The following is a 21,867-nucleotide window of genomic DNA, read 5'->3' on the forward strand; positions in this document are numbered from 1 at the left end:
TCCCCGAACTGGTCGGGGACGCCGCCGTGCTGGTGCCGTCCGGCGACGCGGCCGCGATCGGCCGGGCGGTGGGCGGTCTGCTGGCCGACCCGGCCCGCCGCGAACGCCTGGTGGCGGCCGGCCGGCAGCAGGCCGAGACCTGGCCGGACGAGGCCGCCACCGTCGCCCAGGTGCTCAGCACCTACGACGAGCTGGTCCAGCGCGGGTAGCTCAGACCGTGGCCTGCTCGGCCCGGTCGGCGGCCAGGCCGTCCGGCTGGGCCGAGAGGTACGCGCCGCCGCAGGCCGTGAGCCGCAGCGCGGTGTCGATCAGCGGGACGTGGCTGAAGGCCTGCGGGAAGTTGCCGACCTGGCGCTTCTCCCGCGGATCCCACTCCTCGGCGAGCAGCCCGAGGTCGTTGCGCAGGGCCAGCAGCTTGTCGAAGAGCTCGCGCGCCTCCTGCACCCGGCCGATCATGGCGAGGTCGTCGGCGAGCCAGAACGAGCAGGCCAGGAAGGCGCCCTCGTGGCCGGAGAGGCCGTCGACGTTGTTGCCGCTCTCGTCGTGCGTCGGGTAGCGCAGGACGAAGCCGTCCTCGGTGGAGAGCTCGCGCTGGATCGCCTCGATCGTGCCGATCACCCGCTTGTCGTCCGGCGGGAGGAAGCCCACCTGCGGGATGAGCAGCAGCGAGGCGTCCAGCTCCTTGCCGCCGTAGTACTGGGTGAAGGTGTTGCGCTCCGGGTCGTAGCCCTTCTCGCAGACGTCCCGGTGGATGGTCTCGCGCAGCTCGCGCCAGCGCTCCAGGTGGCCGTCGGAGGGCGCGTCCTCGGGGGTCTGCTCCAGCAGCTTGATGGTGCGGTCGACGGCGACCCAGGCCATCACCTTGGAGTGGACGAAGTGCCGGCGCGGGCCGCGCACCTCCCAGATGCCCTCGTCCGGCTCCTGCCAGTGCTCCTCCAGGTACTCGATCAGGCGCAGCTGGAGGTGGTGGGCGTGGTCGTTGCGGACCAGGCCGGTCATGTGGGCCAGGTGCAGGGCCTCGACGACCTCGCCGTAGACGTCCAGCTGGAGCTGGCCGGCCGCGCCGTTGCCGACCCGGACGGGCTGGGAGCCCTCGTAGCCGGGCAGCCAGTCCAGCGAGGACTCGGTGAGCTCGCGCTCGCCGGCGATGCCGTACATGATCTGCAGGTTCTCCGGGTCGCCGGCGACGGCCCGCAGCAGCCACTCGCGCCAGGCGCGGGCCTCGTCGCGGTAGCCGGTCCGCAGCAGCGAGGAGAGGGTGATCGCGGCGTCGCGCAGCCAGGTGTAGCGGTAGTCCCAGTTCCGCTCCCCGCCGATGTCCTCGGGCAGCGAGGTGGTGGGGGCGGCGACGATGCCGCCGGTGGGGGCGTAGGTGAGGCCCTTGAGGGTGATCAGCGAGCGGATCACCGCCTCCCGGTAGGGGCCCTGGTAGGTGCACTGGCCGGCCCAGTCGTGCCAGAAGCCAGCGGTGGCTTCGAGCATCTCCTCGGCGTCCGGGGCGGTCGGCGGCTCCAGGTGGGAGGCCTGCCAGGTGAGGGCGAAGGTGATCCGCTCACCGGCCGTGACGGTGAAGTCGGCGTAGGTGGTGAGGTTGCGCCCGTACGTCTCGGCCTCGCCGTCCAGCCACACCGAGTCGGGGCCGGCCACGGCGACGGTGCGGTGGCCGCCGTCGGCCTGCTCGACCCGGTGCACCCAGGGGACGATCCGGCCGTAGCTGAAGCGCATCCGCACCGCCGAGCGCATCCGGACGGTCCCGGAGAGGCCCTCGACGATCCGGATCATCTGGGGGACGGCGTCGCGGCCGGCCAGCGGGCGCGGGGGCATGAAGTCGATCACCCGAACCGTGCCGCCCTGGCAGTCCCACTCCTGCTCCAGGATCAGCGAGTCGCCCCGGTAGCGGCGCCGGTCGGCGGGGACGGCCGGTGCGGCCGCGGTGGGCGGCGGGACGCGGAGGTCGCCGGTGTCGCCGAGGCGTGCGCGGGCGGCGGCCGCGGCCGTGGCCGGGGTGGCCGCGGCGGCGGGCGGTTCGGTGGGGACCACCTCGGCCGGGCCGATCCGCCAGAAGCCGTGTTCATCGGTACCGAGCAGGCCGGCGAAGACCGCCGGCGAGTCGAAGCGGGGCAGGCACAGCCAGTCGACCGCCCCGTCCCTGCTGACCAGGGCGGCGGTCTGCATGTCCCCGATGAGTGCGTAGTCCTCGATACGGCCGGCCACGTGGATCTCCAGTTCGCAATGTGGTCACGACGCATCGGCGATCCGGGGAGAGCCAGCGGGTCTGCGGGGCCGGGGAGCCACCCCGGGACGTCCGGCCTGCCTTTGGGTGGTGGCGGGCCTTGCTGGAGTGTCCGCGTGAGGCTCGGTCGAGCCCCTGGTGGGTGGGAGGAGCTGGATTACGGGGAGGTCCGGTCGCGCATCGGGGACCGAGAGGTGTCCTGACCCTCCCACGCCCTCCGCGTGCTCGTGCTGTCGGCGATGCGTCCGTGCAGCTTACGACGGACGAAAGGGGCGAAGCACGCGGGCGCAGCTCTGAGTGGCGCCACAATTCGGCGGAAATGCCGTGCATCGCAGGGGTGACCCGCAGGATGGCCCGGAAGGATCACCCCGGGGTGGCCCGTCAGGATGGCCGGGGATGGCCCGGGCGAGTGCCGCCGGGTGGCCCGCCCGGGCCGGTGGTGAGACCGGTGTGACACGTGCGCCGTACGGTGCGCCTGTTGTGCGCCCGGTGGTGCGCCGGGAGCGTGGTCCGCGCAAGTCGCGAGCGGCCCGGAAAGCGTCCCGGCCGGGTCACTGTTACCCTGGTATCCCGTGGACCGGTGGGACCAAACGCCCCGGACCAGCCGAACCGACGATCCCGCGAGCGACGTGCACCGCACCGCGCTCCCGTCGCATTAGGCGAGCCGCGAGCCTCCCGCCCACGTCACCTTCGACACGCGACCCACGGGAGCCCCCTCTTGGCACAGCCCCATTCCGGCAAGGCATCGAACGGCCGCGCCGTGACGACCAAGCACCTCTTCGTCACCGGGGGTGTCGCCTCTTCGCTCGGCAAGGGCCTCACCGCCTCCAGCCTGGGCGCCCTGCTCAAGGCCCGCGGCCTGCGTGTGACGATGCAGAAGCTCGACCCGTACCTCAACGTGGACCCGGGCACCATGAACCCGTTCCAGCACGGTGAGGTCTTCGTCACCGACGACGGCGCCGAGACCGACCTCGACGTCGGCCACTACGAGCGGTTCCTCGACACCAACCTGCACGGCTCGGCGAACGTCACCACCGGCCAGGTGTACTCGACCGTCATCGCCAAGGAGCGCCGCGGCGAGTACCTGGGCGACACCGTCCAGGTCATCCCGCACATCACCAACGAGATCAAGGCCCGGATCCGCCGGATGGCGACCGAGGACGTCGACGTGGTGATCACCGAGGTCGGCGGCACCGTCGGCGACATCGAGTCGCTGCCCTTCCTGGAGGCCGTCCGCCAGGTCCGCCACGAGGTCGGCCGGGACAACGTCTTCTTCGTGCACGTCTCCCTGCTGCCCTACATCGGCCCCTCGGGCGAGCTGAAGACCAAGCCCACCCAGCACTCGGTGGCCGCGCTGCGCAACATCGGCATCCAGCCGGACGCCATCGTGCTGCGCGCCGACCGCGAGGTCCCGCAGGCCATCAAGCGCAAGATCTCGCTGATGTGCGACGTGGACGAGGAGGCCGTGGTCGCGGCCATCGACGCCAAGTCGATCTACGACATCCCCAAGGTGCTGCACGGCGAGGGCCTGGACGCCTACGTCGTCCGCCGCCTGGACCTGCCGTTCCGCGACGTCGACTGGACCACCTGGGACGACCTGCTGCGCCGCGTCCACGAGCCGCAGCACATCGTCAAGGTCGCGCTGGTCGGCAAGTACATCGACCTGCCCGACGCCTACCTGTCGGTGACCGAGGCGCTGCGCGCCGGCGGCTTCGCCAACAACGCCCGCGTCGAGATCAAGTGGGTCACCTCGGACGACTGCACCACGCCCGAGGGCGCGCAGGAGCAGCTCGGCGACGTGGACGCGATCTGCATCCCCGGTGGCTTCGGCGACCGCGGGGTGGACGGCAAGGTCGCCGCGATCACCTACGCCCGCGAGAACAAGGTCCCGCTGCTCGGCCTCTGCCTGGGCCTGCAGTGCGTGGTCATCGAGGCCGCCCGCAACCTGGCCGGCCTGCCCGAGGCCAACTCGACCGAGTTCGACGCGGCCGCCAAGTACCCGGTCATCTCCACCATGGCCGAGCAGCTGGCCATCGTCGACGGCAAGGGCGACCTGGGCGGCACCATGCGCCTGGGCCTCTACCCGGCCAAGCTCGCCGAGGGCTCGATCGTCCGTGAGGTCTACGGCGGCGAGCAGTACGTCGAGGAGCGCCACCGCCACCGCTACGAGGTCAACAACGCGTACCGCGCCGACCTGGAGAAGACCGGCCTGCAGTTCTCCGGCCTCTCCCCGAAGGGCGACCTGGTCGAGTACGTCGAGTACCCGCGCGAGGTCCACCCCTACCTGGTGGCCACCCAGGCCCACCCGGAGCTGAAGTCCCGCCCGACCCGCCCGCACCCGCTCTTCGCGGGTCTGGTCAAGGCGGCCATCGAGATCAAGACGGCCGACAAGTAGGCAACCCGGTCCGTTCACCGGACGGCGGCCCCGCGATTCCCGCGGGGCCGCCGTTCGGCGTTAGATTGTGTCTCACTGACGAAAAGGGGAGACCGATGGACGACCGAAGCATCTTCGACGTGGCCGAGGCGTGGGAGGTCCGGGGGAGCGGGACGCCCTTCCAGGGCAAGGTCACCGGCGTGCGCAGCGAGGAGGTCCTGATGCCCGACGGCAGCTGGGCCCGCCGCGACTACCAGACCCACCCCGGCTCGGTCTCCGTCCTCGCGCTGGACGACCAGCAGCGGGTGCTCGTCCTGCGCCAGTACCGCCACCCCGTCCGCCAGCGGCTCTGGGAGCTGCCGGCCGGCCTGCTCGACGTGCCCGGCGAGAACCCGCTGCACGCCGCCCAGCGCGAGCTGTACGAGGAGGCGCACTGCAAGGCGGGGACCTGGCGGGTGCTGGTCGACTTCTACACCTCACCCGGCGGCACCGACGAGGCGCTGCGGCTCTTCCTCGCCACCGACCTCGCCGAGGCCGAGGGGGAGCGCTACGAGGCGCACGGCGAGGAGCTGGAGATCGAGACCGCCCGGGTGCCCGTCGCGGAGCTGGTCCGGCTGATCCACGCCGGGGAGCTGCACAACCCCACCCTGATCACCGGGACGCTCGCCCTGTACGCCGCGCTCAACGGCCCCGGCGGCCTGGACGCGCTGCGGCCCGCCGAATCGCCCTGGCCGGCCCGGCCGTTCGAGGCCTGACCTTTCGGGTCCCGACCCGTTCGAAGCCCGGCTAGGTCGAGGCCCGGCCTGTTCGAGGCCCGGCCCGTTCGGACGGGCAGGGGAGGGGTGGGGGCTGCCCGGGGAGGGGCGTGCGGCCGGCCGGGTGGTGCGGGAGGTCGCCCGGGGAGGTTCGGGGGACCGGTCCGCCGGTTCGGGCTGCTGATCCGCGAGGGTTCGGGTCAGTGGTCCGCGAGGGTTCACGTGACTGATCCGCGAGGGTTCGCGCGATTGATCCGTGGGGGTGATTTGCCGGTTCGTAGGACCGGATGGCACCTCGGCTGACCCGGACGGTCGAACTACGCTTCGCAGACAGGGCGCCCGTCCCGGGCCGCCTCCGCTGAGCGCTGGGTGACGTCGGGAGTGGCACGGGTGGCGAGGAAGACGGCGACCATGGAAGCGGGCCCCGGCGCACCCGTCGAGGGCGTTCCCGGGCTGGACCGGCTGCCCGCCGGGCCGGCCCTGCTCGTCGGCCGGCGTGCCGAGCTGGCCGCGCTGCGGGCCGCCGCCGCGCGCCCGGCCGAGGGCCGCAGCCCGGTGCTGGTTCTGGCCGGCCGGCCCGGCTCCGGCCGGACCACGCTGGCGGCCAGGTTCGCCGTCACCGTCGCCGCCGACTTCCCCGACGGCGTGCTCTTCGCACGCCTCTCCGCCCCCGACGGCGGCCGGGTGCCGCCCGCCCGGACCGCCCGCCGGCTGCTGGAGCAACTCGGGGCGGACGGCGCCGGCGTCCCCCTGCCCGGCGCCGTCGAGGACGGCCGGGACGAGCCCGCCTGTGTCGCGCTGCGCGAGGCACTGGCCGGGCGGAAGGTCCTGCTGGTGCTGGACGACGTCCGGGACGCCGGGCAGGTCTGGCCCCTGCTCGCGGACGAGCCCGGGTGCCTCGTCCTCGCCACCACCGCCGGCCCGCTCACCGGGATCGAGGACATCGACCCGGTCATCCTCGGCGGGCTCGACCGGCAGGCCTCGGGTGAGCTGCTCGGCGACCTGGTCGGCGGCACCAGGATCAGCTGCGACCCCGTCGGTGGGGCCGACCTCGCGGAGGCCTGCGCCTCCCGGCCGGCCGCACTGCGGCTGATGGCCGGGTGGCTGCGGAGCAACCCGGAGCTGGCCGTCACGGATGCGGCCCGCGAGCTGGCCCGGGCGGTCCGGGAGGCGGACGGGAAGGCCGCGGGGCCAGGACCGGGAACGGGACCGGGGCCGGGGCTGGGGCCGGGAACGGTGGCGGGGGCCGGGACCGGGCCCGGAACGGAACAGGTGGCGGGGCAGGTACCGGGGAAGGGGCCGGCGGCCGGCGGGAAGGACGGGCCGGCCAAGGAGGCCCCGGCCGAGGACGCGCCGGCGGAGGGCAAGGACGGGAGGCGCCCGGCGGACGGGGCGCGGGCCGGGCGGGGGAGGCGGCCGGCCGCCAAGGCCGGGAAGCAGACGGCCGACGGGGGCGGGAAGCCCGTGGCTGCCGGCGGCGCGCCCGTGGCCGGCGCGTTCGTCGCCGGCTCACCGGCTGTCGGCACGGCGACCGTCGGCACGCCCGCTGCCGGACCGAAGGCCGGGCCGCCGACCGACCCGGCCGCCTGGGTGAAGCCCGGGCCCGGGCCGGCCGAACCCGTCCCCGTCCCGGACAACGACCCGCTGATCGGCGCCTTCACCCTCCTCTACGGCACGCTGCCGCCCGCCCAGGCCCGGCTGCTGCGGGCGCTGACCCTCGCGCCCGCCCAGACGGCGGACCTGCGGACCGCCTCCGCCCTGGTCGGCTGCCCGGCGCCGGAGGCCGCCACGATGCTGGCCGCACTCGCCGAGCGGGAGCTGCTCGGCGAGGAGGCGCCCGCCGCCGACGGCACGCCCCGCTACCGGGTACCCGGCCGGCTCTACCCCCGGCTGGTCCGGCTGCGCGAGCGCGAGGACCGGCCCGCCGAGATCGAGCTGGCCCGGGCGCGGCTGCTGGAACGGCTGGTCCGGCTCACCGAGGCGGCCCGCGCCCTGCTCGACCCGGCCGGCGGCGCGGGGCCCGAACCGCTTCCGGGCCCGCTGCGGCTGCGCTCGGCCGACCAGGCCCGGCAGTGGCTGCTCGGGGAGCGCGACGTGCTGCTCGGCGCCGTCGCCGACGCGATCGGCCAGGGCGACCTGGACGGCTCGGCCGGCCGGCTGGTCACCGCCCTGCTGCGGTCGCTGCCGCTGACCGGGGCCGCCGCCCCGGCCGACCTCTACCAGTTGCACGAGCTGGTGCTGACCGTGGCCGAGCGGCACGGCAAACCCCGTCGCGCCGCAGCCGCGCTCCTCAACCTGGGGGACCTCCAGGCCGCCGCCGGCAGCTGGGAGCAGGCCGCAGGCCACTACCGGGCCGCCCTGGAGCACGCCCGCTCCGCGGACGACGAGCCGCTCTGTGCCCGAGCGCTGGAGGGTGCGGCCGGCTGTCACCGCGCGCTCGGCGACGCCGTGCGCGCCGCCGACTGGTACGGGCGGGCGCTCGGCCTCCGGCAGTCCATGGGCGACCACGCCGCCGAGGCCCGGCTGCTCGCCCGGGTGGCGGAGGCGCACACCGCCCAGCGCCGTTTCGACGAGGCCGAGCGCGAGTACCGGGCGTCCCTCTCGGTGCTGCGCCGGCTGGGGGACGAGCGGGGGCAGCAGGCCGTCGGCGCCGCCCTCGCGGAGCTGCGGGAACGTCTCGACGCAGGGTGGTAGGTCAGGGTTCGGGAGTATCGTCGGAGATGCCCGGTTGGGACATCATTGGCGGGAAGATCACTGGGGAAGCCTACGAACCTGCCAATGTGTCCGGCAGATTTATTCACTTTGGAAGGCTGACACGCCGCCTGGGCTTCATTACACTCGAACTTAGTCGCGCAGCGATCTGTGCCCCGGTGTCTTCCGGAGGTCTCCCCACGTGCGCGTCGCCCGCCGGTCTTCTCCGGTAGGGACCCCCATGGCAAGAGGACGTGTTTAGCCGTGAAGGTCGGCATCCCCCGCGAGGTCAAGAACCACGAGTACCGCGTGGCCATCACGCCCGCCGGCGTGCATGAGCTGGTCCGCAACGGACACGAGGTCTACATCGAGGACAACGCCGGTGTCGGCTCCTCGATCCCCAACGAGGAGTACGTGGCCGCCGGCGCCACCATCCTCCCCACCGCCGACGAGGTGTGGGCCACCGCCGACCTGCTGCTGAAGGTCAAGGAGCCCATCGCCCAGGAGTACCACCGTCTGCGCAAGGGCCAGACCCTCTTCACGTACCTGCACCTGGCGGCCGACCGCGCCGGTACCGACGCTCTGGTCGCGTCCGGCACCACCGCGATCGCGTACGAGACCGTGCAGCTCGCCAACGGCGCCCTGCCGCTGCTCGCCCCGATGTCCGAGGTCGCGGGCCGGCTGGCCCCGCAGGTCGGCTCGTACCACCTGATGCGCCCGGCCGGCGGCCGCGGCGTGCTGCCCGGCGGCGTGCCCGGCACCCACCCGGCCAAGGCCGTCGTCATCGGCGGCGGCGTCTCCGGCTGGCACGCGGCCACCATCGCCATCGGCATGGGCTACGAGGTGACCCTGCTCGACCGCGACATCAACAAGCTGCGCGAGGCCGACAAGGTCTTCGGCACCAAGATCAAGGCCATCGCCTCCAACGCCTTCGAGCTGGAGAAGGCCGTCCTGGAGGCCGACCTGGTGATCGGCGCCGTGCTGATCCCGGGCGCCAAGGCCCCGAAGCTCGTCACCAACGAGCTGGTCTCCCGCATGAAGCCGGGCTCCGTGCTCGTCGACATCGCCATCGACCAGGGCGGCTGCTTCGAGGACTCGCACCCGACCACGCACGCCGAGCCGACCTTCCAGGTCCACAACTCGGTCTTCTACTGCGTGGCGAACATGCCGGGCGCCGTCCCGAACACCTCCACCTACGCGCTGACCAACGCCACGCTGCCCTACATCGTGGAGCTGGCCAACCGTGGCTGGAAGGACGCGCTGCGCCGCGACCCGGCCCTGGCCAAGGGTCTGAACGTCCACGAGGGCCAGATCACCTTCGGCGCCGTCGCCGAGGCCTTCGGCCTGGAGTCGGTCTCGCTGGAGAGCGTCCTCGCCTGACCTCGTTCCCTCCCGCGTTCCTCCCGCGACGGGACGGGTCCGCGCCCCTCGGGCGCAGGCCCGTCCCGACCGTGGCCGCTCCCTTCGGAGCGGTCCGCAGGCCCCCGACCTTCTCTTCTTGCCCGTCAGCGGGCAGGAGGGGCCGATCCTCGGTCGGGGGCTTCGGCATGCCCGTGAACGGGCGGTTGCGCGGGCGGGTCGCTCTGTCGTCAATTTCTGTGGGTCGCGTCACCCGACCGCAGAAACGTTAGGGTCAAGGGCCCCCACATCCCTTGACAGAGGGTTGCCCGATAGTCGACACATCCTGCCCACTACCGTGGATTGTGTTGCTGCGAACGCCTTGAACGGCCTAGAGTCGCAAACCGTCGGCATGCTGCCACGCTGACGAATCGACATAGAGTCCTGGATGCCCAAGGAGGTAAGACGACTTGTGAATGAGTCGACATTTGCTCCCGGGGGTGGTCAGCCAGGACTGGCGGAGCACACCGCCGGCCAGCCGAGTGAGGAGCCCGGGGCCCGGCAGGCCACCGTGGGCTCGGCCGAGGTCGGCTCGGTCGCACTCCGTACCTTCGAAGCACGCCAGAACACAGCACAGGTGACCACGGTGACCGACTACGACGCCGATCTGCCGGCCCACGGCCTGGCCTACGGCGAGTTCGCCTACGGCGCCTACGACGACCCGGACGCCGAGTACGAGCCGGACCCGGAGTACGCCGCCACGCTGGCCCCCGACGCCGCGCGTCAGCGCCGCGAGCGGGTCGGCCCGACCGGCCGTCCGCTGCCGTACTTCCCGATCCCCGCGCCGGTGGCCGAGCACGGCCCCGCGCAGATCATCGCGATGTGCAACCAGAAGGGCGGCGTCGGCAAGACCACGTCGACCATCAACCTGGGCGCGGCGCTGGCCGAGTACGGCCGCCGCGTGCTGCTCGTCGACTTCGACCCGCAGGGCGCGCTCTCCGTGGGCCTCGGGGTCAACCCGATGGAGCTCGACGTCACCGTCTACAACCTGCTCATGGAGCGGGGCCTGACGGCCGATGAGGTGCTGCTGAAGACGGCCGTGCCGGGCATGGACCTGCTGCCGTCCAACATCGACCTCTCCGCCGCCGAGGTGCAGCTGGTCAGCGAGGTGGCCCGGGAGTCCGCGCTGGCGCGCGCCCTGAAGCCGCTGCTGCCCGACTACGACTACGTCATCATCGACTGCCAGCCCTCGCTGGGCCTGCTGACGGTCAATGCCCTGACGGCCGCTCACAGCGTCATCGTCCCGCTGGAGTGCGAGTTCTTCGCCCTGCGCGGTGTCGCGCTGCTCACCGAGACCATCGAGAAGGTCTGCGAGCGGCTCAACCCCGAGCTGCGCCTGGACGGCATCCTGGCCACCATGTACGACTCGCGCACCGTGCACAGCCGTGAGGTGCTGGCCCGCGTCGTCGAGGCGTTCGGCGACCACGTCTTCCACACCGTCATCGGCCGGACCGTGCGCTTCCCGGAGACCACCGTCGCCGGCGAGCCGATCACCACGTACGCGACCAACTCGGTCGGTGCGGCCGCCTACCGTCAGCTCGCCAGGGAGGTGCTCGACCGGTGCCGCCCCGCCGAGTGAGTCTCCCGGGCGCCGACGAGCTGTTCCGGACCACCGGGGGGATGGCGCTGTCGCCGTCCCTCGCGCCGCGTCCGGCCGCCGAGGCGCCCAGACCGGAGACCGCACGGACCGTCAACGGTGCCGGCGGCACCGGCGCGGGCACGGACGGTGCCGAGGACGCCGCCGACGGCGCCGAGGAGCGCCGGCCGTCGTCGGGCGGTGCGCCGGGTGGCGCGCAGGGCACGGTGTCGGGTGGCAGACCGGTCGGCGTGTCGGTCCCCGGTCCGGCGCAGCCGGGCGGTGCACAGGGTGCGGGTGGCCAGGGCGCTGGTGCGCAGGGCGCCGCGCAGGCCGGGAAGACGGTGCAGGGCGGCCGGGCCGCCGCGCCGGGACCGCGTCAGCACGCGGGTGCCGCCGAGGAGCAGGCGGGCGGTGCAGGGCGTCCCCGTCCGCGCGGCCGGGCCCCACGCCGCCCCAGCGGGCGCGAGCGTCACGACGAGAAGATCACCGTGTACGTGTCGGCCGAGGAGCTGATGGACCTGGAGCACACCCGCCTGGTGCTGCGCGGGGAGCACGGGCTCGCGGTGGACCGCGGCCGGATCGTCCGGGAGGCCATCGCGGTGGTGCTGGCCGACCTGGAGCAGCGCGGCGAGGCGAGCATCCTGGTGCGGCGGCTGCGCGGGCGCTGAGCCGCCTGCGGGGGCCGTGCGCGCGGTGCGGGGACGGGAACGGGGTCGTCGATCGTCCGGGGGCCGGTGGTCCTGCGGTCGGGTCGGGTCTGAGGTCGGGTCGGTTCTGAGGTGAACTCGGCGGTCGGTTCCAAGGCCGGGTCGGGGCGGGACGGTGCGGCCGGCCCGGCGCTGCGGCCGGGCGGTTCGGCCAGGCCGGTGCGGCAAGACCGGTGCGCGGCGGTGGTCGCGGCGTGTCGGTGCCCCCCGGGTAGGGCGGGCGGTGCGGCCGGGTGAAGATGGACCGTCATGCCGAGCAGCCCCGAACCCTCCGTCGCCGCCGCCGGGACCGTCGGGACCGCCGATGAGTCGCGGGGCGGCTTCCGGGTGCGGCTGGCGAACTTCGAAGGCCCCTTCGACCTGCTGCTGAGCCTGATCGCCAAGCACCGGATGGACGTCACCGAGGTGGCGCTGGCGACGGTCACCGACGAGTTCATGGCACACATCCGGGCCATGGGCCCGGACTGGGACCTGGACGCCGCGACCGAGTTCCTGGTCGTCGCCGCGACCCTGCTCGACCTCAAGGCCGCGCGGCTGCTGCCCGCCGCCGAGGTCGAGGACGAGGAGGACCTCGCCCTGCTGGAGGCCCGCGACCTGCTCTTCGCCCGGCTGCTGCAGTACCGGGCGTACAAGCGGGCGGCCGCCCTGTTCGGCGAGCGCTGGGCCGCCGAGCTGCTCCGGCGGCCGCGTACCGTCGGGCTGGAACCGGAACATGCGCAACTGCTGCCCGAGGTCGTGATCGGCATCGGCGCGGAGCGGTTCGCGCAGCTGGCGGCCAAGGCGATGGCCCCGAAGCCCGCACCGGTCGTCTACGTCGACCACATCCACACACCGCCGGTCAGCGTGCGGGAGCAGGCCGGGCTGGTGGTCGAGCTGCTCACCGAGCTGGGCGAGGCGTCGTTCCAGGAGCTGGTGGAGGACGCGCCGGACACGCTGGTCGTGGTCGCCCGCTTCCTGGCGCTGCTGGAGCTGTACCGGGAGCGGGTGCTCGCCTTCGACCAGGCGGAGGCGCTGGGCGAGCTGCTGGTGCGGTGGGTGGCCGAAGCGGACCGGGGCGCGGTCGAGGTGACGGACGAGTTCGACCGGCCGGTGGGCGAGCGGCTGGTGGATGAGCAATCGGCAAGTGGCCGGTCGGCGGGTGGGCGGCTGGTGGGTGAGCAGTCGGCGGGCGACCAGACGGTGGGCGACCGGTCGGTGGGTGGGCAGCCGGCGGGTGGGCGGTCGGCGGGCAGGCAGTCGGACGGGCGGCGGAAGGGGAAGCGATGACGTCTGGGACGAATGCCGGCGGGCGGCCGGTCCGGCGCCCGCTCGGGGTACCGGGGCAGCCGCGGGCCGAGGAGTGGATGGAGCCGGCGGTGGGGGCCGGTGAGGTGGAGCCTGGCGGGGTGGAGCCTGCTGGGGTGGTGCTTGGCGGCGTGGGGCTCGGTGGCGTGGGGCTCGGCGAGGTGGGGCTTGGGCCTGGTGCACCGGGGCCCGGTGCCGTCGCGTTCGATGAGGCCGTAGCCGGAGGGGTGGTAGCCGGCGAGGCGGTGTCCGGCGACGTGCTGACCGATCCGGTGGTCGCCGACCGTGTGGTGGCTGCCTGCCCTGTGGTGGCCGACGAGCCCGTGATGGCCGACGAGCCCGTGGTGGCCGACGAGCCGGTGGTGGCCGGAGACCTGCTGACCGACCTTTTGGCGGCCGACGAGCCCATGGTTGGCGAGCCGGGCCGGGCGGAGGTGCTCGTCGTGCATCAGAAGTCGGCTCTGCCGACTTCTCGCGCGGTCGAGGTGGTGGTGGAGGAGGAGCCGGACGGTGGACCGGGGCTGAAGGCGGAGCTGGAGGCGATCCTGATGGTCGTCGACGAGCCGGCCGGGGAGGCCCACCTGGCGTCCGTGCTGGAGCGGCCGCGGGCGGAGGTGGCGGCGGCGCTACGTGAACTCTCCGGCGAGTACACCGCCCAGGGCAGGGGATTCGACCTGCGGCTGGTCGCCGGCGGGTGGAGGTTCTACAGCCGTGCCGAGTGCGCGCCGGCCGTCGAGCGGTTCGTCCTGGACGGCCAGCAGGCCCGGCTCACCCAGGCCGCGCTGGAGACTCTGGCGGTCGTCGCCTACCGTCAGCCGGTGTCCAGATCGCGGGTCTCGGCCGTCCGTGGTGTGAACTGTGACGGCGTGATGCGTACCCTGGTACAGCGAGGACTGGTGGAAGAGGCCGGATCCGAGCCCGAAACAGGTGCGATCCTGTATCGGACGACGAACTACTTCCTGGAACGGATGGGGCTCCGCGGCCTGGATGAGCTGCCGGAGCTCGCTCCCTTCCTGCCCGAGGTCGACGACGTGGAAGCGGAGTCCCTGGAGGGCACGATGATCGCGGAGGCGGTCGCCGCCGCTGCCGTGCAGGCCGCGGGCGGCAGTGGCGAGGCCGATCGGGCTGCGCCTGATCGGTAGGGGGCGGTGAGGTCGGCCGAAACGACCGCACAGCCCAGACGGAAAACGACGTACGGACACTTTGATGCGTAGCAGTGGCAACGGCAGGAACAGCAGCGGCGGCGGCAGCGGTCGTGGCGGACAGGGCGGGGGCCGGGGTGGCGGCTCCTACGGGGGCGGCAGCGGTTCGGGCCGTGGTGGCTCCGGCTCGTACGGTGGTGGCTCCGGCTCCTCGCGCGGCGGGTCGGGTTCGTACGGCGGCGGTTCGGGCTCCTCGCGGGGCGGCTCCGGTTCGCGCGGTGGCTCCGGCTCGTACGGGGGCGGCAGCGGTTCGGGCCGTGGTGGCTCCGGCTCGTACGGTGGTGGCTCCGGCTCCTCGCGCGGCGGGTCCTACGGCGGCGGGTCGGGTTCGCGCGGCTCCGGCTCGTACGACCGTCGTGACGACCGTCGTGACGACCGGCGCTACCCGGACCGTCCGCTGCGGCCCGAGGAGCGGCGCTACGACCGCCCCGAGTACGGTGGCGGCCCCAACGCCACCCCCGCCCGCGGCGGCTTCACGGGGCGCCGGCCCGGTCCGGCTCCGCGTCCGCGCCGTGAGGGCCAGGGCGCCCCGGGCGACCCGCGCCGCCAGCCGCAGCGCTCGCGCGAGCTCCAGGCCAAGATCGAGGACGCGGTGCTGGCCCGGCACGACAAGCCGGCCGTGAAGCTGCCCAAGACCTTCGGCGAGCCCGAGGGCGAGCGCCTGCAGAAGGTGCTGGCGCGTGCCGGCATCGGCAGCCGCCGCGCCTGCGAGGAGCTGATCGAGCAGGGCCGGGTCGAGGTCAACGGCAAGCGGGTGACCGAGCAGGGCAAGCGGGTCGACCCGGAGAAGGACGAGATCAAGGTGGACGGCCTGACCGTCGCCACCCAGTCGTTCCTCTTCTTCGCGCTGAACAAGCCGGCCGGCGTGGTCTCCACCATGGAGGACCCGGACGGCCGCCAGTGCCTCGGCGACTACGTGACCAACCGCGAGACCCGTCTGTTCCACGTCGGCCGCCTGGACACCGAGACCGAGGGCATCATCCTGCTCACCAACCACGGTGAGCTGGCCCACCGCCTCACCCACCCGCGGTACGGCGTGACCAAGACCTACCTGGCCGCCATCCAGGGGCCGATCCCGCGCGACCTGGGCAAGAAGCTGGCGCAGGGCATCGAGCTGGAGGACGGCTACGCCCGTGCCGACAGCTTCAAGGTGGTCTCCAACGTCGGCAAGAACTACCTCGTCGAGGTGACCCTGCACGAGGGCCGCAAGCACATCGTCCGCCGGATGCTGGCCGAGGCCGGCTTCCCGGTCGAGAAGCTGGTCCGCACGCACTTTGGTCCGATCGCGCTGGGTGACCAGAAGTCCGGCTGGCTGCGCCGCCTGACCAACCCCGAGGTCGGCCAGCTGATGCGTGAGGTCGGCCTGTAGACCGGTCGGCATATTTCGGTAGACCGGTCTGCATATTCTGCGGGCCGCCGGCCGGAGTCTGTAGACCAGTCGGTAGAGACCGGCGCGGATCTGTAGACCGGTCGGTATAGATCGGTGTGGATCTGTAGACCGGTCGGTATAAACCGGAGGAGATCGGCCGGTGCGCCGGTCTGCGAAGGCCGGTGCGGATCTGTAGACCGGTCTGCATATTCGGGTGCCGCGGCCGAGCCGCACATCGAGTTCTGAGGGCCTCCCCGCCAACTGGCGGGGAGGCCCTCACGCCGTTCGGCGGGTTCTGCTGTGAGTCGGGACGCATCGCCTGGTCATCGCCTTGTCAGCGTCATGATCCGTGGCCGAAGATTGCCACCTGACCACGACCCGCCGGGTGGCGGGACTGCGCCACTTCGGCGTGGGGGAGAGGCGAGACGGGGAGCGGCGTCGTGTCCGATGCACCACTCAGCGCACTGGGACTGGCCGTGCCGGACGGACAGGTCTACGCGGCGCTGGTGGCCAATCCTCAGTCCACGGCGGAGGACCTCGCGGTCGGCTGCGGACTGACCCTCCAACAGAGCATGCGTGCGCTGGACCGGCTGGCGCAGCAGGGCATGGCGACCCGGGCACCTGTCGACCGGCACCGGTTCCTGCCGGTCGCCCCCGATGTCGCGATAGGCACGCTGATAGGCCACCGGGAGTCCGAACTGCGGCACGCCCGGGCCGAGATGCACCGCCTGATGGACGCCTTTCGGGAGGCCTCGCGCTACACCGACCCGGCGCACTCGGTCGAGGTGCTCACCGGCGGCGAGGCGATCGCCCAGCGGCTGGAGCACATCACCGAGACCAGCCAGTACCAGGTGCGCGGTTTCGACTGCCCCCCGTACATCCAGGACCCGGTGGCGAACATCCCGTTGCAGCGGCAGCGGATGAACGAGGGGCTGCGCTTCCGGACGATCTACGACCGGGAGGCGGTGGCCTGGCCGGGCCGGCTGGAGAAGAACATCCTGGTCGGCGTCGCGGACGGTGAGGAGGCGCGGGTTCGGCCGGTACTGCCGATGAAGATGATCATGTCGGACGACCGGATGGCGATCATCCCGATCAGCGTCGGTGACAGCGTGCTCGACGCCGCCTACGTGATCCACCCGTCCGCCCTGCTCCAGGCGTTGGACACGCTGTTCGAGGCCGAGTGGGAGCGCGCCGTCCAGCTCCAGGCCGCCATCGGCGCAGCGGAGGGGACGCTGGAGCCGGAGGCCGACCACCGCAAGCTGCTGGGCCTGCTGGCGGCCGGCCTCACCGACGAGTCGATCGCCCGCTCGCTCGGCTGGAGCGCCCGGACCACCCAGCGCCGGCTGCAGAGCCTGATGCGCGAGCTGGGCGCCACCACCCGGTTCCAGGCGGGGATGGCGGCCCGGGAGCGGGGCTGGCTCTGACCGGGGCCGTGACCGGGGCGGGCGTTGCCGGGCCGGCCGTGACCGGAGCTCGTCGTGCCGGGGCCGGCCGTGACCGGGGCGGGCTCTGACCGGGGCCGGCTGTGACCGGGCGCCGGTCAGCTCCAGGGGGAGAGGCTCGCCCAACGTCCGTCCGGTCCGCGTTCGACCTTCTCCAGGCCGACCACGGCGGTCCGGTTCAGCCGGCCGTAGATGTGCGGGAACAGCACCCCGGGCGTGGCCCCGGGCGGTGGTGCGCCGTGCGGGGCCTCCCACTTGACCATCGGCTCCACCAGCGACTCCTCGATCAGCAGCACCATCAGCGGCTCGCGGGCGTCGGCGAAGAAGGCGTTGGCCACCGCGAGCGCCGTCTGCTCGTCCGCCGAGCAGTGGATGAACCCGTCGGTGAGCAGTGAGGCGGTGGCGTACGGCCGGCCGGGGTCGGCCAGCCAGTCGTCGAGGGGGGCGAGGTGCAGGATCATGTGGTACTCCGTGGATACCCCCGGCTCGGGCCGGGGCAGGGGTCTGGGCATCCCCTGTACGGGGGAGAACGGGCCGTCGGCGTTGCAGGTCAGGGAACGTTGCAGGTCGGGGAATGTTGCGGGGCGGGGGAATGCCGCCGGGGCGGCGGGCTGTCAGGCGGGCTGCCAGGTGGGATCTCGGGTGGGATGTCGGGCGGAGTGTCAGGCGGGATGTCGGGCCCGTGGTGCTGCTTCGGGTCCGACGGGTGGCGCACCGTCCCTTCGCTGGTGGTCCCGGGCCGGCGGGCGGCCGTGAGGCGAAGGCCCGGCCCGTGAGGGTTGGAATCCCCGGCACGCGGGCGCAGGGGAGCAGGTCAAGTTCCTGTTCTACCTGAGCCGACGTCACGACGGCGGGTCGCGGGCCGCGCCAGGGGCCGGCCGATGTCGTGGGCCGGCCCCTGGCAGGGCCCGGACGTGGTCACAGGCCGGCCACCTTCGCGGAGGCGGAGACCTCGTACACCAGCGTCACCGTCCGGCGGGCGCCCGGGCCGAGCAGCAGGTTCCAGCGGACGATGCCCTCGGAGTCGAAGGCGTCCGGGGCGGGGGAGCAGTCTTCCTTGCGCAGTCGTACCTCCACCGCCGACACCTCGGAGACCGGAACCCGTTCACGGACCGTGACCAGCTGCTCGTCGTGCTCCTCGGGGCCGGAGAAGCGTGAGAGGTGCAGGCGCACCGTCCGGGTGGTCACCGAGCGCTGGGTGAGGCCGGCGGTGGCCTGGCGCTCCTCGGTCTCGCGCACCACCCGGTACCCGTCCGAGCTGCCGAACGCCAGCTCGGCGTCGGCGCCCGCCGCCGTGAACGGCAGCTCGCCGCGGCCGGTGAAGCCGCTGCCGCGGACCAGCTCGACGGGGCCGGCGAGCAGCGCGTGCCCGGCCGCGTTGCGGAACCGGACGACCTGGGTGACCAGCGGGGACAGCTCCGGCGCGCACGCGTACTCGCTGCCGGCCGGGACGGTGAAGGAGCCCAGCGGCACCCGGTGCGCCCGGCCGTCCGAGGGCACGGTCGCCGGGGCGGGGGCGCGCAGCACCCGGACCTCGCCGCCGTCGTCCACCCCCGGCACCGCCTCGGACGGGCCGAGCGTGCTGATCGCCTCCTCGCGCAGCTCGACCTCGACCGTGCGGCGCTCCTCGGCGCTGCGCTCGCGCAGCGTCAGCACGTCCTCGGTGAGCGAGGGCGGGGCGGTGGCCAGCGCGGAGCGGGCGGTCGAGAGGGTGAGCCGGGCGCCCGTCCAGTCCTCGCCGGTGCGTTGCCAGACCACCGCCTCGGACTCCAGGCGCAGCGAGCCGTCGGCCAGGGTCGCCCGGTAGGACGGCCGCCAGACCGCACACGGCACCAGGTGACCGACGGTCAGCACGACCGGTCCGGCGGTGGCCGCCTCGACGGTCAGGTCGAGGTGGGCGACCAGTTCGGCGGGCTCCTCCTCGGCCTGGTCGAGTGCGTTCCTGGCCCGGGAGCGCTGCTCCTCCAGGTCGCGCAGCCGGGAGCGGACGGCCCGCAGCTCCTCGCCGTAGCGCTCGCGTTCGGCGTCCACCCGGTCGAGCTCGCGCGTCCAGCGGGCCCGTTCGACCTCGCCGATGCCGGCGCCCTCGCCGACCTCGCGCAGCAGGTCGGCGGAGAGCTGGGCGAGCAGGGCGAGGCGGGCCTGGAGGCGGTCGTGCAGCTGGTCCTCGCGGCGGGCCCGTTCGTCGAGTTCGTGGACACGGTGGCGCAGCGCGGAGTCGTCCGGGCCGGGGGCCAGCGGGGCGCGCGGGGTCCAGACGCGCACGATGCGGGCGTCCAGGACACGGGCGGCGGGATCCCCCGTCTCGGCGCGCAGGGTGCGGTCGACGGCGAGCGCGGTGATCGGGCCGAGCCGCAGGCGCTGGACGCCAGCGGCGAGGTGGACGGTGACGGTGCGCTCGACCTGGCTGCGGTCCTCCAGGCAGGTGACGGCGGTGACCGGGAGGGGGATGGTCTCGCTGCTCATCGTTCAGTTCCTCCGGTTTCCGCCGACGATGGCCTTTCCGGCCGGGATTCTGATCTGGTAGCCGCCGTCGAGTTCGGCCCGGCCGCCCGGTGGCAGGTCGACCCGCCAGAGCCGGGTGCTGGGCGGGCACTCCGGGGACGGGACGGTGGGCGCGTGCCAGGCGGCCCGCTCCTCGATCCGGATGTCGGCCTCCGAGGTGACCGGCACGCGTTCGCGGACCTCCACGGTGGCGGCCCGCCCGAGCCGGTTCACCAGCTCCACGTGCACCCGGTGGTCGAGCACGGTGCTGTTGTTCAGCATGCCCGCCGTGGACCCGTGCAGCTCGGTGCGGCGCGCGACCTCGATGCCCTCGGTGACGCCGGTGCCGAGCCGTTGGGTGCCGCCCGGCGCGAGCGTGGGCAGCGCGGCGGTGAGCAGGAACTCGTCGTCGACGGTGACCTCGACCGGGCCGGCGAGGACGGCCTGCGCCGTCCGGTTGTCGAGCACCAGCGTGCCGTAGACCTTCTCCTCGACGGAGGGGACGGTGACGTACTCGGAGCGGGCGGAGAGCGGGATCTCGCCGACCGTGACGGTGTGCCAGGTGCCGTCGGAGGGGATGTCGACGGGGGCGGCGGCGTCGAAGCGGTGGTCGAAGGAGCCGGCCGAGACGCGCGGCGGCACGGCGTGGCGGGGGAGCGGAAGGGCGATCAGGGCCCGGGCGGCGCTCGCCGCCGGGGACGGGGCTTCACCGGCCCGGCCGGCGGAGGGCGGGCCGAGGGTGCCGCGGCGGGCGGCGGGCGCCTCCGGACCGGCCAGGACGAGCGCGGGGTAGTCGAGGAGCGCGGCGTCGGGGGCCGGGGGAGCGAACGGGTGCTCCCCGCCCGTGTCCGCCGTGAGACCTCCTGCGCCTCCTCCTCCGGCCCGTGCGCCTGTCCCCGCGCCGGCCATGGCCTCGGCGTAGCCGGCCTGGGCGCCCCGGGCGGACGCGGCGGCGGAGCGCGAGGCGCGGGCCCGGCGGGCGGCCGGTGCCGGTGCCGCGGCCGGGGCGGGTGCCGGGGCGCCCGGCGGGGCGGGCATCGGCGGGGCCGGCATCGGGCCACCGGGCTGTGGTGGCGGGGCGCCGTAGCCGAGGAAGTCCGGGGCCTCGTCGGCCGCGCGGGTGCCGCCGGCGAGGGACATCAGGGGTGCGGCGGGGGCGGCGCCGACCGCGACCGGGAGCGGGACCGGCCGGCGCGGCTCCGGGCGGGGACCGGCCGCGTCGTAGCCGGCGAAGAGGTCCGTGAGGCCCGCCGGGGGCTCGCGCCAGCCCGAGGGCGGCGGGGCCGGCTGGCTGCGGCCGATCCTCAGCGAGCGCAGCCGCGGCAGGTCGGTACGCCGGTCCAGGTCGGCGCTGGAGAGCGCGAGGCGGACACCGGTCCAGTCCTCGCCGGTCCTCTGGGCGACGGAGGCGCGCAGCACCAGCTGCCCGGTGTCCGAGCCCTGCCGGTACGACAGGCGGTAGGCGGGCACCCAGCGGGCGGCGGGGACACCGTATTCGAGCTCGATGTCGAGCTCGGTGGCGTTGGCGTCGGTGGCGTCAGGGGAGGTGGGGGCGTCGGGGTCGGCGCTGGGGTCCGGGCCGGGGTCGGGGCTGGGGTCGGTGGCGAGGTGGGGCGGGGTGAGGGTGAGCAGGACGGTCGCGGAGGTCTCCACGGGGTGGACCGGCCCGGCGGTGGACGAGCGTTCCAGCCGGTCGGTGAGCACCTCGGTCTCGTGCTCGGCGAGTTCGAGCTCCCGGGTCAGCTCCCCGGCCCGCCCGTGGAGCCGGGCGAGGCGCTCGTCCACGAACTCGGCCAGCTCGAGCCAGGCGTCGGCCGGCGTCCGGCGCAGAGGTTCGTCGCGCCGGCGCTGCGGTGGTACGGCGCGCAGAGCGGTGGTCTCGGCGATGGCGGTGAGGACCAGCCGGTGCCGCTCCCGGACGGCACACTCGTGCTCTCTGGCCTCGTCCAACTGCGCTCGCAGCTCGGGTAGTTCGGCGGGGGTGCGGAGTTCGGCGACCGGTTCGAGCCGGGCCTCGGTGACCGCGGTGCCGGGCGGGCCGTCGAGCACCCGGGCCCGCAACGACCGTCCGTCGAGTACCTGCGGCAGCCCGGTCAGCCGGAGTCGCCCGCCCGGTGGCAGGGCCACCCGGGCCCGGCGGCGGCAGACCGCCCCGGAGGCGTAGACCACGACGGAGTCGAGCACCGACGGGTGGGCCGGTACCGCCGGCCCGTCGGAGCGTTCCCTGCCGCCTGCGCTGTGCTGATCGTTCACCCGGCTACCCCTTCGTTCGCGCCGCTCGCGCCGATTCGCGCGCTGCCGCCCCCGCGCGGTCAGTCTGCCTCGCTTCGGCGTGGGCGTCCGTGGATT

15 protein-coding genes are annotated in these 21,867 nt (G+C 73.9%); 11 read left to right on the top strand and 4 right to left on the bottom strand.

Translation table 11 applies throughout. The features are described 5' to 3' along the window. The coding region (locus ACFC1F_RS32630; protein WP_376163775.1) for a glycosyltransferase at positions 1 to 209 on the top strand (209 nt) is incomplete at its 5' end. Position 210: 1 nt separating this feature from the next. On the opposite strand, the gene ACFC1F_RS32635 is transcribed toward ACFC1F_RS32630, so the two are convergent. Beyond that, complete coding sequence (locus ACFC1F_RS32635) at positions 211 to 2,214, bottom strand: glycoside hydrolase family 15 protein (protein WP_376163777.1); 2,004 nt, start codon at positions 2,212 to 2,214, stop codon at positions 211 to 213. 779 nt (positions 2,215 to 2,993) lie between these two features. On the opposite strand from ACFC1F_RS32635, the gene ACFC1F_RS32640 reads away from it, so the two are divergent. From ACFC1F_RS32640 to ACFC1F_RS32685, 10 genes are all read left to right on the top strand, one after another. Beyond that, positions 2,994 to 4,628 (top strand): CTP synthase, encoded by a 1,635-nt coding sequence (locus ACFC1F_RS32640; RefSeq protein WP_209415258.1) that lies wholly within the window; start codon positions 2,994 to 2,996, stop codon positions 4,626 to 4,628. A gap of 95 nt (positions 4,629 to 4,723) precedes the next feature. Beyond that, the gene (locus ACFC1F_RS32645) at positions 4,724 to 5,362 is read left to right on the top strand and encodes an NUDIX hydrolase (protein ID WP_209415259.1); all 639 of its coding nucleotides are present in this window, start codon (positions 4,724 to 4,726) and stop codon (positions 5,360 to 5,362) included. A 411-nt stretch (positions 5,363 to 5,773) separates the two neighbouring features. After that, complete coding sequence (locus ACFC1F_RS32650; RefSeq protein ID WP_376163779.1) at positions 5,774 to 8,056, top strand: tetratricopeptide repeat protein; 2,283 nt, start codon at positions 5,774 to 5,776, stop codon at positions 8,054 to 8,056. Positions 8,057 to 8,317: 261 nt separating this feature from the next. Next, the gene (gene ald / locus ACFC1F_RS32655; protein ID WP_148642364.1) at positions 8,318 to 9,433 is read left to right on the top strand and encodes an alanine dehydrogenase; all 1,116 of its coding nucleotides are present in this window, start codon (positions 8,318 to 8,320) and stop codon (positions 9,431 to 9,433) included. Positions 9,434 to 9,962: 529 nt separating this feature from the next. Next, the gene (locus tag ACFC1F_RS32660; RefSeq protein WP_374106126.1) at positions 9,963 to 11,030 is read left to right on the top strand and encodes a ParA family protein; all 1,068 of its coding nucleotides are present in this window, start codon (positions 9,963 to 9,965) and stop codon (positions 11,028 to 11,030) included. Then, on the top strand, positions 11,027 to 11,698 hold the full coding sequence (locus tag ACFC1F_RS32665) for a hypothetical protein (RefSeq protein ID WP_376163799.1): 672 nt from the start codon (positions 11,027 to 11,029) through the stop codon (positions 11,696 to 11,698). The genes ACFC1F_RS32660 and ACFC1F_RS32665 overlap by 4 nt, the downstream gene beginning before the upstream one ends. 288 nt (positions 11,699 to 11,986) lie before the next feature. Then, positions 11,987 to 13,003 carry a segregation and condensation protein A gene (locus ACFC1F_RS32670; protein WP_376163781.1) on the top strand — a complete coding sequence of 339 codons (1,017 nt, stop codon included), beginning with the start codon at positions 11,987 to 11,989 and terminating at the stop codon, positions 13,001 to 13,003. Between the two features lie 566 nt (positions 13,004 to 13,569). Then, on the top strand, positions 13,570 to 14,163 hold the full coding sequence (locus tag ACFC1F_RS32675; RefSeq protein ID WP_376163801.1) for an SMC-Scp complex subunit ScpB: 594 nt from the start codon (positions 13,570 to 13,572) through the stop codon (positions 14,161 to 14,163). A gap of 64 nt (positions 14,164 to 14,227) precedes the next feature. Next, a complete protein-coding gene (locus ACFC1F_RS32680; RefSeq protein WP_376163783.1) occupies positions 14,228 to 15,592 on the top strand; it encodes a pseudouridine synthase in 1,365 nt (454 codons plus the stop codon). 440 nt (positions 15,593 to 16,032) lie between these two features. After that, positions 16,033 to 17,016, top strand: a complete 984-nt coding sequence (locus tag ACFC1F_RS32685; RefSeq protein ID WP_376163785.1) for a helix-turn-helix domain-containing protein — start codon at positions 16,033 to 16,035, stop codon at positions 17,014 to 17,016. Positions 17,017 to 17,132: 116 nt separating this feature from the next. On the opposite strand, the gene ACFC1F_RS32690 is transcribed toward ACFC1F_RS32685, so the two are convergent. The 3 genes from ACFC1F_RS32690 to ACFC1F_RS32700 all read right to left on the bottom strand — a co-directional run bounded on the left by ACFC1F_RS32690 (position 17,133) and on the right by ACFC1F_RS32700 (position 21,771). Next, positions 17,133 to 17,495, bottom strand: coding sequence for a DUF952 domain-containing protein (locus ACFC1F_RS32690; RefSeq protein WP_209415264.1), 363 nt, complete (start codon positions 17,493 to 17,495; stop codon positions 17,133 to 17,135). A 457-nt stretch (positions 17,496 to 17,952) separates the two neighbouring features. Beyond that, positions 17,953 to 19,500 (bottom strand): mucoidy inhibitor MuiA family protein, encoded by a 1,548-nt coding sequence (locus ACFC1F_RS32695; RefSeq protein WP_376163787.1) that lies wholly within the window; start codon positions 19,498 to 19,500, stop codon positions 17,953 to 17,955. 3 nt (positions 19,501 to 19,503) lie between these two features. Beyond that, positions 19,504 to 21,771, bottom strand: coding sequence for a DUF4139 domain-containing protein (locus tag ACFC1F_RS32700; protein WP_376163789.1), 2,268 nt, complete (start codon positions 21,769 to 21,771; stop codon positions 19,504 to 19,506). Positions 21,772 to 21,867 lie beyond the last annotated feature (96 nt).

The sequence above is a fragment of the Kitasatospora sp. NPDC056181 genome, assembly GCF_042266225.1.
In the GTDB taxonomy this organism is placed as follows: domain Bacteria; phylum Actinomycetota; class Actinomycetes; order Streptomycetales; family Streptomycetaceae; genus Kitasatospora.

What these genes read in the sequence shown, in the direction of transcription:
- ACFC1F_RS32645 (WP_209415259.1), top strand. Translation starts at nt 4,724, where the DNA reads ATGGACGACCGAAGCATCTTCGACGTGGCCGAGGCGTGGGAGGTCCGG.
- ACFC1F_RS32650 (WP_376163779.1), top strand. Translation starts at nt 5,774, where the DNA reads ATGGAAGCGGGCCCCGGCGCACCCGTCGAGGGCGTTCCCGGGCTGGAC.
- ACFC1F_RS32670 (WP_376163781.1), top strand. Translation starts at nt 11,987, where the DNA reads ATGCCGAGCAGCCCCGAACCCTCCGTCGCCGCCGCCGGGACCGTCGGG.
- ACFC1F_RS32675 (WP_376163801.1), top strand. Translation starts at nt 13,570, where the DNA reads ATGGTCGTCGACGAGCCGGCCGGGGAGGCCCACCTGGCGTCCGTGCTG.
- ACFC1F_RS32680 (WP_376163783.1), top strand. Translation starts at nt 14,228, where the DNA reads ATGCGTAGCAGTGGCAACGGCAGGAACAGCAGCGGCGGCGGCAGCGGT.
- ACFC1F_RS32690 (WP_209415264.1), bottom strand. Translation starts at nt 17,495, where the DNA reads ATGATCCTGCACCTCGCCCCCCTCGACGACTGGCTGGCCGACCCCGGC.
- ACFC1F_RS32695 (WP_376163787.1), bottom strand. Translation starts at nt 19,500, where the DNA reads ATGAGCAGCGAGACCATCCCCCTCCCGGTCACCGCCGTCACCTGCCTG.